Annotated in this window: 15 protein-coding genes; 5 read left to right on the plus strand and 10 right to left on the minus strand. The window is 72.5% G+C overall.

From position 1 onward, the window contains the following. Nucleotides 1-85: 85 nt before the first annotated feature. From D476_RS0103820 to D476_RS0103840, 5 genes are all read right to left on the minus strand, one after another. Entirely contained in the window at nucleotides 86-901 is an 816-nt protein-coding gene (locus D476_RS0103820) for an IclR family transcriptional regulator (protein WP_017622655.1), read from the minus strand. Nucleotides 902-1,153: 252 nt separating this feature from the next. Then, nucleotides 1,154-1,777 carry an OmpA family protein gene (locus D476_RS0103825; RefSeq protein WP_017622656.1) on the minus strand — a complete coding sequence of 208 codons (624 nt, stop codon included), beginning with the start codon at nucleotides 1,775-1,777 and terminating at the stop codon, nucleotides 1,154-1,156. Next, nucleotides 1,761-2,387 carry a hypothetical protein gene (locus D476_RS0103830; RefSeq protein ID WP_017622657.1) on the minus strand — a complete coding sequence of 209 codons (627 nt, stop codon included), beginning with the start codon at nucleotides 2,385-2,387 and terminating at the stop codon, nucleotides 1,761-1,763. Before D476_RS0103830 ends, D476_RS0103825 begins: the two co-directional genes overlap by 17 nt. Before the next feature lie 211 nt (nucleotides 2,388-2,598). Next, nucleotides 2,599-3,480, minus strand: coding sequence for a 1,4-dihydroxy-2-naphthoate polyprenyltransferase (locus D476_RS0103835; RefSeq protein WP_017622658.1), 882 nt, complete (start codon nucleotides 3,478-3,480; stop codon nucleotides 2,599-2,601). A 352-nt stretch (nucleotides 3,481-3,832) separates the two neighbouring features. Next, complete coding sequence (locus D476_RS0103840) at nucleotides 3,833-4,483, minus strand: GNAT family N-acetyltransferase (protein WP_017622659.1); 651 nt, start codon at nucleotides 4,481-4,483, stop codon at nucleotides 3,833-3,835. A 220-nt stretch (nucleotides 4,484-4,703) separates the two neighbouring features. Between D476_RS0103840 and D476_RS0103845 the strand changes: the two genes are divergently transcribed. After that, nucleotides 4,704-5,087 (plus strand): phage holin family protein, encoded by a 384-nt coding sequence (locus D476_RS0103845; RefSeq protein WP_017622660.1) that lies wholly within the window; start codon nucleotides 4,704-4,706, stop codon nucleotides 5,085-5,087. Between the two features lie 106 nt (nucleotides 5,088-5,193). Here D476_RS0103845 and D476_RS0103850 read toward each other — a convergent pair whose 3' ends face one another. The 5 genes from D476_RS0103850 to D476_RS38170 all read right to left on the minus strand — a co-directional run bounded on the left by D476_RS0103850 (nucleotide 5,194) and on the right by D476_RS38170 (nucleotide 8,191). After that, the gene (locus D476_RS0103850; protein WP_026123209.1) at nucleotides 5,194-5,556 is read right to left on the minus strand and encodes a DUF1304 domain-containing protein; all 363 of its coding nucleotides are present in this window, start codon (nucleotides 5,554-5,556) and stop codon (nucleotides 5,194-5,196) included. Between the two features lie 75 nt (nucleotides 5,557-5,631). Then, nucleotides 5,632-6,990: a short-chain fatty acid transporter gene (locus tag D476_RS0103855; RefSeq protein ID WP_017622662.1), complete on the minus strand. Its 1,359-nt coding sequence runs from the start codon at nucleotides 6,988-6,990 to the stop codon at nucleotides 5,632-5,634. A gap of 89 nt (nucleotides 6,991-7,079) precedes the next feature. Continuing rightward, a complete protein-coding gene (locus D476_RS0103860) occupies nucleotides 7,080-7,505 on the minus strand; it encodes a type II toxin-antitoxin system VapC family toxin (protein ID WP_017622663.1) in 426 nt (141 codons plus the stop codon). Then, a complete protein-coding gene (locus D476_RS0103865; protein ID WP_239648589.1) occupies nucleotides 7,502-7,822 on the minus strand; it encodes a type II toxin-antitoxin system Phd/YefM family antitoxin in 321 nt (106 codons plus the stop codon). Before D476_RS0103865 ends, D476_RS0103860 begins: the two co-directional genes overlap by 4 nt. 210 nt (nucleotides 7,823-8,032) lie before the next feature. After that, a complete protein-coding gene (locus D476_RS38170; RefSeq protein WP_192826350.1) occupies nucleotides 8,033-8,191 on the minus strand; it encodes a hypothetical protein in 159 nt (52 codons plus the stop codon). A gap of 208 nt (nucleotides 8,192-8,399) precedes the next feature. Here D476_RS38170 and dapA point away from each other — a divergent pair, with 208 nt between their 5' ends. The 4 genes from dapA (at nucleotide 8,400) to D476_RS0103890 (ending at nucleotide 15,686) form a co-directional block, all read left to right on the plus strand. Next, complete coding sequence (dapA, locus tag D476_RS0103875; RefSeq protein ID WP_083939404.1) at nucleotides 8,400-9,377, plus strand: 4-hydroxy-tetrahydrodipicolinate synthase; 978 nt, start codon at nucleotides 8,400-8,402, stop codon at nucleotides 9,375-9,377. After that, nucleotides 9,374-11,059 (plus strand): ribonuclease J, encoded by a 1,686-nt coding sequence (locus D476_RS0103880; RefSeq protein ID WP_017622667.1) that lies wholly within the window; start codon nucleotides 9,374-9,376, stop codon nucleotides 11,057-11,059. Before dapA ends, D476_RS0103880 begins: the two co-directional genes overlap by 4 nt. A 150-nt stretch (nucleotides 11,060-11,209) precedes the next feature. Next, nucleotides 11,210-13,759, plus strand: coding sequence for a DNA translocase FtsK (locus D476_RS0103885; protein ID WP_026123210.1), 2,550 nt, complete (start codon nucleotides 11,210-11,212; stop codon nucleotides 13,757-13,759). A 271-nt stretch (nucleotides 13,760-14,030) separates the two neighbouring features. Next, nucleotides 14,031-15,686 carry a helix-turn-helix domain-containing protein gene (locus tag D476_RS0103890; protein WP_017622669.1) on the plus strand — a complete coding sequence of 552 codons (1,656 nt, stop codon included), beginning with the start codon at nucleotides 14,031-14,033 and terminating at the stop codon, nucleotides 15,684-15,686. Nucleotides 15,687-16,400: the final 714 nt, after the last annotated feature.

Raw genomic sequence — 16,400 nt, forward strand, 5'->3', positions numbered from 1 at the left:
GTGAGGGGCCTGGCCCGTGCGGCGCGGCGGGTCGCGGCGGGTCGCCGGGCCCGCTACCCGGCGTCGCCCCCTGCGGCCCCCGGGGTCACCAGGAGTGCGCGCCCAGCTCGCGGGAGATGGACCTGGCGGCGTCGCGGACGTAGGACACCAGCTCCATGCGTGCGCCTTCGCCGTTCGGTCCGTGCAGCCGCTCCACGGCGCCGGAGATGCCCACGGCCCCCACGGTGGTGCCCCGGTGGTCGCGGATCGGCGCGGCGATGGCCACCTCGCCCTCGATGAGCTCCTCGTCCTCACCGGCCCAGCCCCGGGCGCGCACCCGGTCCAGCTCGTCCAGCAGGTCGTCGGGGGCGGTCAGTGTGCTGGGGGTGAAGCGGGCGAGGTCGAGGGCGCGGCCGTTGCCGTCCTCCAGGGGGTGGTCCGGGCCGCCCTCCTCGGAGGGCACCGGCATGGCCAGCGGGTCGAACGCCATCAGCGCCTTGCCCAGGGCGGTGGCGTGCAGCGGCAGCAGCGAGCCGACCTCCAGCGTCTGGGTGCTGTCGTCGGGGCGGAACACATGGTGGACGACGAGCGCCTGGCCCTCGTGCAGGGTCCCGATGCGCACGCTCTCGCCGCTGCGGGAGGCCAGTGAGTCGGCCCAGTTCAGCGCGCGGGTGCGCAGTTCGTTGCCGTCCAGGTAGCGGGTGCCCAGGCGGAGCAGGCCGCCGCCGAGGCGGTAGTGGCCGGTGGCCTCGTCCTGCTCGACGAAGCCCACGTGCTGCAGGGTGCGCAGGATGCCGAGGACGGTGCCCTTCGGCAGCTCCATGCTCCGCGAGATCTCCGCGAGGCTGAGCCCCCGGGCCCCGCCGGCCAGGAGCCGGAGGATCCCGGCCGCGCGCTCGATCGACTGGATCCTGCCAGGCATGCGCGTGACCACTTCCTAGTACGACAATGTCACACGCAATCCTACTGGAGTGTGTGAGGCACACTACTACCAGGCCACGGCCGAAGGGCGCCACGGCCAACGTCCGGCGTCGATCCCGTACCCGGACCCGCGCCGCACAGCGCCATGACGCCGCGGCGGGCGCCTTCGGCACGGGCCACCTGCGGAAGCGGGACATCGCCGCAGGCCACCAGGGTCTCAGACGCCCGCCGGTCGGCGCCGACCGGCCACCGGTCAACGCGGGTAGCGGATCTCCACACGCCGGTTCTTCTCGCGGCCCTCCGGGTTGTCCTCGCCGTCGATCTCATTGGGCGCGACGGGGTCGGCCGACCCGTGGCCGTTGGTCTCGAACGTGACGTCCACGCCGTCGAGCAGTGCGGACAGTTCCTCCTCGACCGCCTCCGCGCGCTCCTCCGACAGCGGGATGTTGCGCTCGTCGGAGCCCTTGGAGTCGGTGTAGCCGTCGATGTCGACGGTCTTGCCGTCGGCCTCCCCGCGCAGGATGTCGGCCGCCTCCTCCAGCGCCTCACGCGCATCAGAGGTCAGTTCCGCCTCGTCGAACTCGAACAGGACGTCGGCGGAGAGCGTCACCACCCGCTCCTCGGTGTTCTCCTCGTTCTTGAGCGACCCGTCCGTGTTCTCGGTGCCGTAGGTCAGGTCGTGCACCGGGGCATCGAGGTCCTGCACGGGCGCGTCGAGGTCGTGGATCGGGGCGTCGGCGACCGGCCCGGCCTCCACCTCGGCGACGATCTCCTCGGGGCCGTCCTCGCCGGCCTGTGCGGCCGCGGGGGCTCCGAGGACGAGGAACGCCGCCGGTAGGGCCAGCAGCCGCGCGCGGCGGTCAGGAGAGCGGAACATTGTCGAACGACCCGGCCGTAGGGATCTTCACGTCCATGGTCTCCACGTCCTCCGGCGGCGCCCCGTAGGTGGCGCTGTAGAGGATGGAGTCGCCCGGTCCGAGCTCGTCCGCGCCGCCGTAGGTGGAGCACACGCAGGTGCCGTCCTCGTCGCGGGCGGGCAGGTGGACCTTCCCGTTGGCGGAGTCGACCAGCTTGACCCCCGAAACGTTGTACTGGTCGGAGGCGGCCCCGAGCCAGGTGTGGAAGATGTCGCTCTCCTCGTCACCGGTGTTGGTGACCGAGAAGGTCAGTTCGACGGTCTCGTCTCCGCGGGCCAGCGAGTGCACCGCGATGTGCAGGTCGGTCCCGAGGGTGGTGACGTCCTGGCTCGCGATGGTCTCCCGGGCATCGGCCTCGCCCGGGTCCACCTTGCCCGCATTGGCCGGGGAGGCCTGCTCATCGGGGGAGCCGCCGCCCCCACCGTCGTCTCCGCCGAGCATCGAACAGCCGGTGAGCGCCACGGCGAGGCCGCCCGCGGCGAGGGCCGTGCCGATGCGTCGGCGGACCGGTGTTCCGGTCGCAGGTTCGGCGTGTGAATGGGGATCGGTCTCGTTGATGGGGGAGGACATGGGGGACAGGCTAACGTCCGGATCAGGGAGGATTCCGTTCCGTCCGCGTCCGGTTCCGGACGGTGGACGGAGGGAACCCGCGCCCGCCACGCTCCGTCCGAGAGCTCTCCGCCCGGCGGCCCGGTCGTCGATCTCGGGGAAAGCGATCCTATCGGCGCGGTTCCGGACCGCTTGTCCCGGGGCTGGCGCGGGGGCGCGGCCGGGACGCGGCTCAGCCCAGTGCCCCCAGTGCCAGTCCGGCGGTGAGCAGGGCGCCGAACGCCATCTGCAGTTTCCCGGTCTCGCCCAAGCCCAGGATCAGGTCGCGGCCGGTCTGCCCGCCGCGTACGCGCCGCAGCGGGCGCACCGCCAGCGGCGCCGCCAGCACCACCAGCGCCGCCCACGGGGTGACCGCGACCGCGAACAGCGCGATCACGAACGCCCCGACCAGGCACCCCTGGTACAGCAGCCGCGTGCGCCCCTCGCCGAGCCGCACCGCCAGGGTGATCTTGTCGCTCTCGGCGTCGGTGCCGATGTCGCGCAGGTTGTTGATCACCAGCACCGAGCAGGACAGCAGCCCGATGGGCACCGCCGCCGCCCAGGCCTGCCAGGGCACCGAGCCGACCTGCACGAACACCGTGCCGACCACGGCGACCAGGCCGAAGAAGACGAACACCGACACCTCGCCCAGGCCCCGGTAGCCGTACGGGGTGCGCCCGCCGGTGTAGTACCAGGCGGCGGCGATCGCGGCCGCGCCGATCAGCAGCAGCCACCAGGACGAGGCCGCCACCAGGACCAGCCCCAGCACGCCCGCGAGCGCGAAGCAGCCCCAGGCCGCCAGCAGCACCTGCCGGGCCGGGGCCGCCCCCGACCCGGTCAGCCGCATCGGGCCGACCCGCTCCTCGGTGTCGGTGCCGCGCACCCCGTCGCTGTAGTCGTTGGCGTAGTTCACCCCGACCTGCAGGGCCAGGGAGACCAGCAGGGCCAGGGCGGCCTTCCACCACACGGGGGCGCCGACGCCGACGGCCACGCCGGTGCCGACGGCCACCGGGACGATCGAATTCGGCAACGTGCGGGGGCGGGCCCCCGCGACCCACTGGCTGAGCGTGGCCACGCGTCCGTGTTCCTCTCCGTGCGAGCGCGCCGTGGCGGCCCCGGCGTGCCGCCGCGCGGGCGGCGCCGGGGGAGGCGCGTAGTTCCCGGTCAACGGTAGCGCCGGTCGGCCGCGCATACGGCAGCCGCACGACAGGCGGGCACGCCGCGCCTGCACGCTGGGCTCGTGTCCAGTGGCCGTGCGGCGGACGGAGGGCCCTGCGGAGGGGCCGGGCTCGACGTACGGAGGTCGGCACCGCGGCGTGCCACCGGCGGGGAGGGGGACGACCGGGCACCACTGGGCCCGACATGCGGACGGAACGCCACGGCCGCTCGGAACTCCCCGCGAGCCGTGGAGACCGGAAGACCCCGGTTCAGGCTGGCGGCGCCGACGGGGGCGCGTCGGCGGCGATCGCCGCGTGCAGCCGCACCATGGGCAGCAGGCCCCCGGCGTCGACCTCGCGGTGGGCCCCGTCCGGGCGCCAGCCGGACCGCTCCACGAAGGCGCGCAGCGGGTCGCCCTCTTCGGCCACCCACAGGTGGACGGTGCGGAACCCGTCGTCGACGAGGTGGTCCACCGCGGCGTTGAGCAGGCGGCTGCCGTGCCCGGTGCCCGCGTGGGCCGGGTCCACGTGCAGCGCGTACAGCTCGGCGTCGGTGGCGGGCCACAGGTCGGGGTCCTGCCCCGGCCCGAGGGCGGCGAAGCCGACGGTGATCCTGCGCACCCGGCCGGGACCCTGCGCGCCGCCGACGGGCTCCTCGGTGTCGGTGGCGACCAGCAGCCGGTGCCGCGACGTGGGCGGGTTGCCGATGGCGGCGGTCCACTGCTCGTGGAACCGGCGCCCGGCCTCCTCACCGGTCATCTCGGCCAGGACCTCGGCGGGCAGGCGCGGCCCGTAGGCGGCGCGCCAGGCCGCCACCTGGATGCGGACGATGTCGTCGACGTCCTCGGTGCGGGCGGCGCGGACGAAGCGCTGGGACGAGTCCCCCTGCGCGCGGGAGGACGGGTCGTGCTGGGGGGTCATGTGCCCATCCTCGCAGTCGCGGGCCCCGGGCGGCGAACGGCGCTCTACGGGTCCGATGCCGGACCGGGCGCGGGCCCCCGGTGCGGTGCGTTCCCGGGGCGGTGTGCCGGGAGCACGCCGCCCGTCCCGGCCCCGACGTGCGGGTCAGGGGACCCGGAGTTTTCCCGGGACCCGCGCCGGGCGGGTACGACGCGGCGCGTGTGCGTGGGACGATCGGGTCGTGAGCATCATCATCCGCATCCTCGTGAACGCCCTGGCCCTGGCGGCAGCGGCGTATCTGATCACCGGCATCGAGATCGCCCCGGGGGCGCCCACCGCGGAGCAGATCGTCACCTACACGGTCATCGCGATCATCTTCGGCGTGGTCAACGCCGTGATCAAGCCGATCGTGAAGACCGTCGGGTGCGCCTTCTACGTGCTGACGCTGGGCCTGGTGGCGCTGGTCGTGAACGCGCTGCTGCTCATGCTCACCGCGTGGGCGGCGGGCCTGTTCGGGTTCGACTTCCACATCGACGGCCTGTGGTCGGCGGTGCTGGGCGGCGTCGTCATCGCGGTGGTCAGCTGGCTGCTGAGCCTCGTGCTCCCCGACGGCGACGACGACTGAGGTCCTGCTCGGGAACGGACCGGAACGCACCGGGGGGAGGCCGTACGGCCTCCCCCCGGTGCGTTCCGGTCCGGCCGGGCGCCCGCGCCCGGGACGACGCCCGTGCTCAGTGCGCGGCCCACACCAGCGCCAGCGCGACCAGCGCCGGGACCGTCTGGACCAGCACGATCCTGCGGTTGGCCGTGGCGGCGCCGTACAGCCCGGCCACCGCCACGCACACCAGGAAGAAGACCGAGGCCTGGAAACCGACGGGATCGGGCGCGACCGCGCCCCACACGAGTCCGGCGGCGAGGAAGCCGTTGTACAGCCCCTGGTTGCCCGCCATCACCCGGGTCGCGTCCGCGAGCTCCGGTGTCGTGCCGAAGACGGCGCGCACCCTCGGGGTCGTCCACAGGAACATCTCCATGGCCAGGATGAGGGCATGGAGCGCTGCGATGAGCAGCACGGCGGTCATTGCGGCGATCGACATGGGGCGATGCTAGCGGGAGGGGCCGACCGCCCTGCGGGCGCCGCACCGGTCCGGCCGTTCCGGATCCGGGGGCGGTCAGCGCAGGAAGGTGATGCACACCGAGGCCACCACGATGGCGAAGAGCATCACCACCCCGCTGTACCCGAGCACCTTGCCCGCCCGCAGCCGGGTCAGGGCCAGCAGCGGCAGCGCCCAGAACGGCTGGATGCCGTTGGTGAGCTGGTCGCCCATGGCCACCGCCATCACCCCCACGCCGGGGTCGAGGCCGAGGGACTCGGTCGCGCTGATCACGATCGGCCCCTGCACCGCCCACTGGCCGCCGCCCGAGGGCACCGCCAGGTTCACCAGGCACGCGCTGATCAGCGCCCAGAAGGGGTAGGTCAACGGGGTGGAGAACGACACGAACCAGGTCGCGATCTGCTCCAGCAGCCCCGAGTGCTCCATGATGCCCATGATCCCGGCGTAGAAGGGGAACTGGACGATCACCGACGAGGCGTTCTTGGCGCCTTCGGCGGCGGCCGAGGCGTACCCGGCGAGGGTGCCGTGCAGGCCGAGCCCCGCGATGAGGAACGTGAAGTTGAGCAGGTTCAGGTCCAGGCCGACGACGCCGCTGCGGACGAGCTCGGGGACGACGTAGACCAGCCCGGCCGCGACGATGACGAGCACCGGGACGCGGCTGTGCATGAGCCGCTGGGCCGGTGTGAGGGTGCGGCGCTGCTCCTGGGTGAGCACGGCGCCGCCGTCCCCGCCCGGCCCGCCCTCCCCCTCGGGGGCGTCTTCGATCTCCTCGGCGTCCTCCGGCTTGGGGTGCATGCTCATCAGCAGCAGCGGGGCGCCGATCAGCATGGCCGCAAGGAACACCAGGTTGAAGGGCTGGAGCAGGGTCTCGCTGAGGGGGAGCACGCCGATCTGCTCTTCGAGGAAGTGGCCCTCGGTGTTCACCAGCAGCGGGGAGGAACCCGACAGCCCGCTGTGCCACACCATCAGGCCGGTGTAGCCGGAGGCGGCCAGCAGCGGGAAGTGCGCCTTGATGCCGCGTTCGCGGCACGAGCGGGCGACCTCGACGGCGAGCATCGCCCCGGCGATCAGGCCGAGCCCCCAGTGCAGCATGCCGAGCAGCGCCGCGCCCACGGCGGTCAGGGCGCACGCCGACAGCGGGCCGCGGGGCAGCGCGGCGATGCGGCGGATGGCACGCCGCGCCGGGGGAGAGGACGCCAGCGCGTAGCCGGTGACCAGGACGAGCGCCATCTGCATGGCGAACTCCAGCAGGCCCCAGAACCCGGCGTACCAGTCGTCGACGAGTTGCAGCGGCCCGTGGTCGGTCAGCCCGAGGGCCAGGAGGTAGACCAGCACCGACAGCCCGACGGCGAACACGAAGGCGTCGGGGATCCAGCGCGTGCTGAACGCCGCGAGGGCGTTGCCGAACCTGCGCATAGGGGGATGTCCCGTCTGTCCGAGAGGAGGGCGGATCGCCCGGTGACAGCCGGAAAGTGTGTTGTGTGCGTCACGCGCGGGTCAAGGGGTCAGTCTCCCCAATTGGGATCGAAGGGATTGAGGCAGGGGACTCCTGTCCGTGCGAAGTCCTTGAGGTTCCGAGTGACGATGGTCAGCCCGTGGACGTGTGCTGTCGCCGCAATGAGCCCGTCCGGTTCCGGAAGGGGGTCGGGCACGCTCATCCTGCCCCAGGCTTCCCCGATCTCTGCTGTGATGGGCAGGAGGCGAGGGCCGAACCGCGACTTCATGACGGCGATCCACCGCTCAAGTTCCCGGGCTTGGGGGAAATCGCGCTTGTGGAGCAGCCCCTGGTGACCTTTCCGGATCTCGCCGAGGACCGCGACGCTTGTGAGGAGCTGCTCCTCTTCTACCGAAGCGAACCAGGCCTCGACGTTCGGGTCGGGTGGGCGCTTCCTGCTCTCCCCCAACACGCTCGTGTCGAGCATGTAGCTCATCGAGGGCCGGATCCTTCCTTCTCGTCGGGGAGGTCGACCTCAAGAGGGAAGTCGAGTTCGCGCGGGTATCCTCGCTTGGCGACGACCTCTTCGATGGCCTCTGCGATCGCATCGTCACGACCCGTGGGGTCGAGGAGGAGCTCCTTGACACCTGGCTTGCGCCCCTGGAGATGCCGGTACTCCTCGATGTCGATCACGACGGCCACGTCCTGGCCGTGCTTGCTCACGAACTGGGGCCCCTCTGCCTGGGCCGTTCTCAAGAGGGCGCTGAACCGTTGCTTGGCGTCCTGTACCTGCCAGTGCATGGCTGCCTCCATCCAACTAGGATCGGACTTGGAGACAGTCTAGTCTGTCTAGACAGAAAAATGCAGACTTCGAGTGAAGGTCGTGCGCGCCACGTCCGGGTTGAGGTGTGCGCCACACACTCATCCCGCATCGGATGGGTCTCGGTCGCTCGCTGTCGCCTCTCTGGGGGGCTTCAGGAAGGCATGTCCACGCTGGGCCCGCCGCCCGGCGGCGGAGGATCTTCAGCGTTCCTCCGCCCGCTCTTCGGCGATCTCCGCGCCGATGTCAATCCCGCGTGATTCGCCGAGCGGTGCCCGCAGCACCGCCCGCCTCATGGCGGTCATGCACTCCTGGGCCCGCTGGGTCTGCGTGGTGGTGGGAATGGTGATCTCTTCGGCCACGGACCCAGCGTAGGACGAGCCGCAGTGCACAGGCCATGCTGTGCCCATGAGGGAACCGCACGCCCGCATCCGGGTATCGGGTGTGTCACTCACCGGCCCTCTGTCGCCGGGTGTACCCGGGGTCCGCAATGGGGGTCCGGGTCCGGAAAATCCACTTCGTGGGCCTGGCGTGGCCTCACGACCGGCACGATCGCGGTACGTTTTGCACATGGCAGCCAGCACTCCGCCGAACGCGCCCTTCGGCCAGATGTTGACCGCGATGGTCACCCCGATGCAGGAGAACGGGGACGTCGACTACGACGGCGCCGCCCGCCTCGCCACCTACCTGGTGGACGAGCAGCGCAACGACGGCCTGATCGTCAGCGGTACCACCGGTGAGTCTCCCACCACCAACGATGAGGAGAAAGACCGGCTGCTGCGCGTCGTCCTCGACGCCGTCGGGGACCGCGCCACCATCGTCGCCGGGGTCGGCACCAACGACACCCGGCACAGCACCGAACTCGCCCGGGCCGCCGAGCGCGCCGGCGCCCACGGCGTGCTGACGGTCACGCCGTACTACAACAAGCCCCCGCAGGAGGGGCTGCTCCGGCACTTCACCTCGATCGCCGACGCCACCGAGCTCCCGATGATGCTCTACGACATCCCGGGACGCACCGGCACGCCCATCGCCTCCGAGACCCTGGTCCGGCTGGCCGAGCACCCGCGCATCGTCGCCAACAAGGACGCCAAGGACGACATCGGCGCCTCCTCGTGGGTGATGGAGCGCACCGGGCTGGCCTACTACTGCGGCTCCGACATGCTCAACCTGCCGATGCTGTCGGTGGGCGCCTCCGGTTTCGTCAGCGTCGTCGGCCACATCGTGGGTGCCGACCTACACGACATGATCGATGCCTACGAGAGCGGCGACGTCGCCCGCGCTCTGGCCATCCACCGGCGCCTCACGCCCGTCTACACCGGGATCTTCCGCACCCAGGGGGTCATCACCACCAAGGCGGTGCTGAACATGTTCGGCCTGCCGGGCGGCCCGGTGCGCACCCCGCTCGCCGACGCCTCGGGAGAGCTGCAGACGCTGCTGCGCGAGGACCTGGCGGCGGCCGGCGTCAAGGGCCCGATCGGGCTGGCGCCGCACCAGGCGGTCCCCGCCAGCGTCGTGGGCGTCGAACGGTTGACGGAAGGATCCGCATGAGCCACCCGCACCCCGAACTGGGGCCGCCGCCGCCCCTCGCCGAGGACGCGCTGAGGGTCGTGGCCCTCGGCGGCCTCGGCGAGATCGGCCGCAACATGACGGTCTTCGAGTACCGAGGACGGCTGCTGATCGTCGACTGCGGCGTGCTCTTCCCCGAGGAGGAGCAGCCCGGAGTCGACCTGATCCTGCCCGACTTCGAGTACATCCGGGACCGGCTGGACGACGTCGAGGCCGTCGTGCTCACGCACGGCCACGAGGACCACATCGGCGCCGTCCCGTTCCTGTTGCGCGAGCGCCCCGATATCCCGCTGGTCGGATCCCGCCTGACGCTGTCGCTGATCACCGCGAAACTGGGCGAGCACCGGATCAAGCCGGAGACGGTGCAGGTGGCCGAGGGCGAGCGGCACGCGTTCGGCCCCTTCGACCTGGAGTTCTTCTCGGTCAACCACTCCATCCCCGACGCCCTGGCGGTCGGCATCCGTACGCCGGCCGGCAGCCTGCTGCACACCGGCGACTTCAAGATGGACCAGCTTCCGCTGGACGGCCGCCTCACCGACCTGGCCGGGTTCGCCCGGTTCGGCGCCGAGGGCGTGGACCTGCTGCTGTCGGACTCCACCAACGCCGAGGTGCCCGGCTTCGTCACCAGCGAGGCCGACATCGGCCCGGTCATCGACAAGGTCTTCGCCCAGGCCGACCAGCGCATCATCGTCGCCTGCTTCGCCTCCCACATCCACCGGGTGCAGCAGGTGCTGGACGCCGCCAAGGCGCACGGGCGCAAGGTCGCCTTCGTCGGGCGCTCCATGGTCCGCAACATGAACATCGCCCGGGACCTGGGCTACCTGCACGTCCCCGGCGACCTGCTGGTCGACGTCAAGCAGCTGGACGACCTGCGCGCCGAGGAGGCGGTGCTGGTCTCCACCGGCTCGCAGGGCGAGCCCATGTCGGCGCTGACCCGGATGGCCAACCGGGACCACCAGATCCGCATCGAGGAGGGCGACACGGTGCTGCTCGCCTCCTCGCTCATCCCCGGCAACGAGAACTCGGTCAACCGGGTCATCAACGGCCTGACCCGCTGGGGGGCCAAGGTCGTGCACAAGGGCAACGCGCTGGTCCACGTGTCCGGGCACGCCCCGGCGGGCGAGCTGATGTACGTGCTCAACATGGTCAAGCCGCGCAATCTGCTTCCCGTGCACGGGGAGTGGCGGCACATGCGGGCGCATGCCGACATCGCCAAGCGCACCGGGATGGACGACAGGAACGTCGTCATCGCCGAGGACGGTGTGGCGGTGGACCTGCACAAGGGGCGGGTGCGCGTCGTCGGCAAGGTGCAGGCCGGGTACGTCTACGTCGACGGCACCTCCGTCGGCGACGTCACCGAGACCGCGCTCAAGGACCGCCGGATCCTCGGCGAGGAGGGCTTCATCTCGGTGGTGGTCGCCGTCGACTCCACCAGTGGCAAGATCCTCGGCGAGCCGGAGATCCACACCCGCGGGTCGGGCATCGACGTCGAGGCCTACGACGAGGTGCTGCCCAAGATCCAGGACGCGCTGGACCGGGCCGCCGGGGACGGCATCACCGACCCGCACCAGCTCCGCCAGCTCGTTCGCCGGTGCCTCGGGCGCTGGGTCAACGACACCTACCGCCGTCGGCCGATGATCGTGCCGGTGATCGTGGAGGTGTGAGCCGGGACCGCCCGGCGGCCCGCCGCCGGGGACCGCGCAGGTTTCCGGGGGCCGCCAGGGGGATCCCGGGGAATACGGCGACAAGGAACACCGCGACACGCCCGGCTTCGGACGCGATGTGCCGCGGTGTTCCTTAGTAAGCTGCGCACCATGGCCACCCGTGCGCCCAAATCCTCCCGGCGAGACGGCGGTGGCGCGTCCCGGAGCGGCGGCTCCGGCAGGAGCGCGAAGCGGAAGGCGCCCGCCCGCGGCGGGTCGTCCTCCTCCGGCTCCCGGAAGCGCGCCCCCGCCAAGAAGAGCGCGGCCTCCCAGCAGGGGCCGGTCGCGATGGCCTTCCTCGGCCTCGCACGGCTGCTCCTGCTCCTGTGGAAGGGCCTCGCGCACACCGTGGGCGGGGTGGCCCGCGCCGTCGGGCGCAGCGCCCGCGACCTCGACCCCGACCTGCGCCGCGACGGCCTGGGCATGGTCCTGCTCGCCGCCGGACTGCTCATCGCGGCCGCCGTGTGGTGGGACACCGGGGGCCCACTGCCCGAGGCCACCCGCACCGTCGTCGTCGGCGCGTTCGGCACCTTCTCGCCGGTGCTTCCGCTGCTGTTCCTGCCGTTCGCCTGGCGGCTCATGCGCACCCCCGGCGACGGCGACACCGACGTCGGCCGCCTGGTCATCGGCAGCGCCGCCCTCCTGGGGGGGCTGCTCGGCCTGATCCACATCGGCCAGGGCATCCCCTGGCCCTCCGAGGGCATGGAGGCCGTGCAGCGCGCGGGCGGCCTCATCGGCTTCGCCGCGTCCGGCCCGCTGAGCGCCCTGATCACCCCGTGGGTGACCGGCGTCCTGCTGTGCATGCTGATGGTCTTCGGGCTGCTGGTCGTCACCGCCACCCCCGTGCACCGCATCCCCGAGCGCCTCAACCGGCTGTTCGGCGGCCTGATGGCGCCCGACGACGGCCCGAGCGCGGGACTGGGCATCCTCGGTGAGGGAGACGGCGGCGGCGACGGCGCGGAGCGCCCGAAGCGCAAGCGCAAGCCGCGCGCCAAGGCCGCCGGGGAGGGGACCGGCAAGGACGCCGGAGAGGACCCGCTGGGCGGGGAGAACGAGCGCCCCTACGACACCCCCGTGGTGGAGACGGCGGAGGCCGCCGCCGCGGGCGCCGGGCCCAAGGCCGCCCCGCCGCCCGAGCCGACGCCGCCGCCCGCCGCCACCGAGCAGCTCTCCATCCCGTCCCGCGTCATCGACGGCGACTACGAGCTGCCGCCGCCGCAGTACCTCAAGCCCGGAACCCCGCCCAAGCCCCGGACCAAGGCCAACGATGCGGTCGTGGAGGCGCTGTCGGGGGTGCTGGAGCAGTTCAACATCTCGGCCGAGGTCACCGGCTTCACCCGGGGCCCCACCGTCACCCGCTACGAGATCGAGCTGGGCCCGGCGGTGAAGGTGGAGAAGGTCACCGCGCTCACCAAGAACATCTCGCTGGCGGTCAAGAGCGCCGAAGTGCGCATCCAGTCGCCCATCCCCGGCAAGTCCGCCATCGGGGTGGAGATCCCCAACACCGACAAGGACATCGTCAGCCTCGGCGACGTCATGCGCTCGGCGGCCGCCACCTCCGACGACCACCCCATGCTCGTGGGCCTGGGCAAGGACATCGAAGGCACCAACGTGGTGGCCAACCTGGCCAAGATGCCGCACGTGCTGGTCGCCGGCGCCACCGGAGCGGGCAAGTCGACCTGCATCAACGGCATCATCACCTCGATCATGACCCGGGCCACCCCGGACGAGGTGCGGCTCATCCTCGTCGACCCCAAGCGGGTCGAGCTGACGATGTACGAGGGCATCCCGCACCTGATCACCCCGATCATCACCAGCCCGAAGAAGGCCGCCGACGCGCTGCAGTGGGTCGTGGGCGAGATGGACCGGCGCTACGACGACCTGGCCGCCTCGGGGTTCCGGCACGTCGACGACTTCAACGCCGCCGTGCGCAAGGGGCAGCTCACCGCGCCGCCCGGCAGCGAGCGCGAATACGAGCCCTACCCCTACCTGCTGGTGATCGTCGACGAGCTGGCCGACCTGATGATGGTGGCCCCGCGCGACGTGGAGGACGCGGTCGTGCGCATCACCCAGCTCGCCCGCGCCGCCGGGATCCACCTGGTGCTGGCCACCCAGCGGCCCAGCGTCGACGTCGTGACCGGTCTGATCAAGGCCAACGTGCCCTCCCGGCTGGCGTTCGCCACCTCCAGCCTCTCCGACTCGCGGGTCATCCTGGACCAGCCCGGCGCCGAGAAGCTGGTCGGCAAGGGCGACGCGCTGTTCCTGCCGATGGGCGCGGGCAAGCCCATCCGCCTGCAGAACGCCTGGGTCACCGAGAAGGAGATCCGGCAGATCGTCGACCACTGCAAGAAGCAGGCCGAGCCCAGCTACCGCGAGGACGTGGGGGCGGCGGAGGCCAAGAAGAAGGAGATCGACGAGGAGGTCGGCGAGGACCTGGAGCTGCTGGTGCAGGCGATCGAGCTGGTGGTCACCACCCAGTTCGGATCGACCTCGATGCTGCAGCGCAAGCTCCGGGTGGGCTTCGCCAAGGCCGGGCGGCTGATGGACCTGATGGAGAGCCGCGGCGTGGTGGGGCCCAGCGAGGGCTCCAAGGCCAGGGACGTGCTGCTGAAGCCGGACGACCTGCCGGGGGCGCTGGCGGAGCTGCGCGGCGGCGCGTGAGGGCCCGCGCAGCCGCTTTCACGGCGCCGCGGCGGGTGGCGCCGGGCGCCGTGTTCCGCAAGGTCCCGCCGCCTCCGCCGCGTGGAGCCGCGGACCGCCGCGTTCCGTCGCGTCCCACGCCGTCCCACCTCGTCCGGCCCGTGCCGATCCGCCCCTCGCGGGGCCGTTGACTCACTTTTAACCCGTTCATCGTGTGTGTCGGTGGCCTTGCGACCGGTGATGACTGCACAGTGGAATGGGATGATCACGCGGAGCAGGCGGAGGCGGCGACATGAGCACGATCGGCCGGATCCTCGCTGCGGCCCGGGACCGGGCCGGGTACTCGATCCAGGAACTGAGCGCCCGCACCTACATCAGAGAAGCGGTGCTCGAAGGCATCGAGAACGATGACTTCGGGCCGTGCGGCGGGGACTTCTACGCGCGCGGGCACATCAAGGCGGTCTGCCGCGAGCTGGGGATCGAACCCGCCGAGCTCATCGAGCGCTTCGACGCCGAATACGCGACCGGTCCGACATCGCCCCTGATGGGCGGCGAGGGGGCCGCGCCCGTCCCGCCGGACCGCTCCGGTGCCGGGGGCGGCACCGGCGAAGACCGGGGCAGGGCGCAGGGCGCAGGGCGTGGCGGCGACGGCAAGGACGGTAAGGACGGCAAGGCCAAGAGCAGGGACCGTCGGCGTCCGGGGGGAGTGCTGCGCCCTTTCCGTGGTCCCGGAGGAGGCGGACCGCGTGAACCGGATGGAGGCCCGGCCGCGCGGCCGCCCGTCGTCGATGAGGGCGTCGTCGTCACCGGGGTAGGGGGCGTCCCCGACCGGCCGTCGCCCTCCGAGGGCGACCAGGAGGACGGGGGGCCGCCGAAGGGCGAGGCGCCTTCCCAGGGGCGAGCGGCGTCGGGGACAGGGGCGGACCCCGCCCGGAAGGACGGCGACGGCGAAGGCGCGGCGGCAGCAGGCGGCGTGGCGAAGGACGCGGCGCGTGAGGCGGCGAAGGACGGGGTGAAGGACGCGGCGAATGGCGCCGACGCCGTGGGCGGCGGCGGGCCTGGTGCGGCGAGCCGCCGTGAGGGGCGTGGGCCGCGTGCGCGCCCGGAGAGGCGTGTGAAGGGCGAGAAGCGCCCGGTCCGGCGTCCCCCTGCGGGCCCGCCTGAGGACGAGTTCGATGAGGAAATGGACGACGCGCCGTGGCGGCGTCGCTGGGGCGCTGTGGGCACCGCTGGCGGAGTGGGCGCGGGGGCGGGTGCTATTGCTGACGGCGCGGCTAGCGGCGGCGTGGACGAGCGTGCGAACGGCGGCGCGGACGGGACTGCGGCCAATGGCGCGGCCGTCGGCGGCGCGGTCGGAGACACCGGTCGTGACGCAGGCCCCGAGCCGGAGGGCTCAGACGACGGGGAGGCCGCGTCCGCGGCGGCCCCGACGGCGGTCGCGGTCCTCGCGGACCGCGCACGGAGGCACTGGCCCGTGGCGGTGGCCCTGTGCCTCGCGGCGGCCGCCGTGATCGCCGGAATCCAGGCGTGGCCGGACGGGGGCGGCGACCGGGCCTCGGGGAGCGGCGGCGTCGCCGACGAGGCCGGGGCGGCCGAGCGCAATGAGGCGACGGCGGAGAAGCGGTCGCGGCGTGAAGCGGTGACGCAGGCGCAACCGGCGATGTCGACCACGGTGCGGAACGGGAAGCGCCCCGAAGAGGTGAGGGTCCGCGTGTACGCGCTGCACCGCACCTGGCTGAGCGTCACCGACGGGGACGGAGGGAGGGTCTTCGCCGGCGCCGTGAAGAAGGGGACGACCCACATCTGGAGCGACCGCGACGAGCTGCGGTTCCACGTGGGCAACGCGGGCGGCATCCACGTGGAGGTCAACGGCGTCGAGGAGGGGGTCCCCGGAGGCCGGGGGCAGGTCAAGTACCTGACCTTCTCCGCCGACGACCTCGCAGAGTGAGCGTTCCCCAGGACCGAGCGCGGACGGCGGCACAGCTGGTGCCCCGCTCACGGCCTTGGCCGGGCGGCAGGCCGCCGATGTGTGGGGGAGGGGCGGCGACGGCGAGAGCGGGGCGGTTCCCCGGCCCTGCCTGCAGGGCTCCGGGTCCCTCGCGGTCCGGGAGGCAGCGGAGCCGGTGCCCCGCATACGGCCCCCGGCCGGACGGCAGGCCGCCGGGGCGCCAGGGAGAAGAGCAGCGACGACAAAGGCCCTCACCTCTTCGGGCAGCCCTGTCGTCCGCCGGGCGTGTGGTTGGTCGCCGTGATGGGCGGCGACGGGAACAGCTGGTACCCCGCTCGCGGGCCCCGGCCGGGCGTCGGGCCGCCTGGGCGTGAGGTCGGAGGGCAGCGACGGGGCGAGCGGGGTGGTTCCCTGGCCCTGCTGGCCGTCCGCCTGGTCCTTCGCGGTTCAGGAAGGCGGCGGCCGGTGCCCTTCGGGCCCCCGGCTGGGCGGCGGGCCGCCGGGGGACCAGACCGGAGGCGGCGGCGAAGAGAGGTCGGCGGCCTTCCAGCAGCGCTGTCGGCTGCGCGGCGTGTGCGTGGTCGCCGTTGATGGCAGCGACGGCCAGAGCCGGGCGGGTCCCGGGCGCTGTTTCGTTCCGGGTGTGATGGAGGCTCTCGGGCACGGGGAGGATGAGGGACATGCCAGGGCCGGGGAAGTACCCCGATGGGCTGT

Source organism: Nocardiopsis chromatogenes YIM 90109, assembly GCF_000341185.1.
Lineage (GTDB): Bacteria > Actinomycetota > Actinomycetes > Streptosporangiales > Streptosporangiaceae > Nocardiopsis_A > Nocardiopsis_A chromatogenes.

What these genes read in the sequence shown, in the direction of transcription:
- D476_RS0103830 (WP_017622657.1), bottom strand. Translation starts at nt 2,387, where the DNA reads ATGTCCTCCCCCATCAACGAGACCGATCCCCATTCACACGCCGAACCT.
- D476_RS0103880 (WP_017622667.1), top strand. Translation starts at nt 9,374, where the DNA reads ATGAGCCACCCGCACCCCGAACTGGGGCCGCCGCCGCCCCTCGCCGAG.
- D476_RS0103855 (WP_017622662.1), bottom strand. Translation starts at nt 6,990, where the DNA reads ATGCGCAGGTTCGGCAACGCCCTCGCGGCGTTCAGCACGCGCTGGATC.
- D476_RS0103840 (WP_017622659.1), bottom strand. Translation starts at nt 4,483, where the DNA reads ATGACCCCCCAGCACGACCCGTCCTCCCGCGCGCAGGGGGACTCGTCC.
- D476_RS0103865 (WP_239648589.1), bottom strand. Translation starts at nt 7,822, where the DNA reads ATGGAGGCAGCCATGCACTGGCAGGTACAGGACGCCAAGCAACGGTTC.
- D476_RS0103860 (WP_017622663.1), bottom strand. Translation starts at nt 7,505, where the DNA reads ATGAGCTACATGCTCGACACGAGCGTGTTGGGGGAGAGCAGGAAGCGC.
- dapA (WP_083939404.1), top strand. Translation starts at nt 8,400, where the DNA reads ATGGCAGCCAGCACTCCGCCGAACGCGCCCTTCGGCCAGATGTTGACC.
- D476_RS0103820 (WP_017622655.1), bottom strand. Translation starts at nt 901, where the DNA reads ATGCCTGGCAGGATCCAGTCGATCGAGCGCGCGGCCGGGATCCTCCGG.
- D476_RS0103885 (WP_026123210.1), top strand. Translation starts at nt 11,210, where the DNA reads ATGGCCACCCGTGCGCCCAAATCCTCCCGGCGAGACGGCGGTGGCGCG.
- D476_RS0103825 (WP_017622656.1), bottom strand. Translation starts at nt 1,777, where the DNA reads ATGTTCCGCTCTCCTGACCGCCGCGCGCGGCTGCTGGCCCTACCGGCG.
- D476_RS0103890 (WP_017622669.1), top strand. Translation starts at nt 14,031, where the DNA reads ATGAGCACGATCGGCCGGATCCTCGCTGCGGCCCGGGACCGGGCCGGG.
- D476_RS0103850 (WP_026123209.1), bottom strand. Translation starts at nt 5,556, where the DNA reads ATGTCGATCGCCGCAATGACCGCCGTGCTGCTCATCGCAGCGCTCCAT.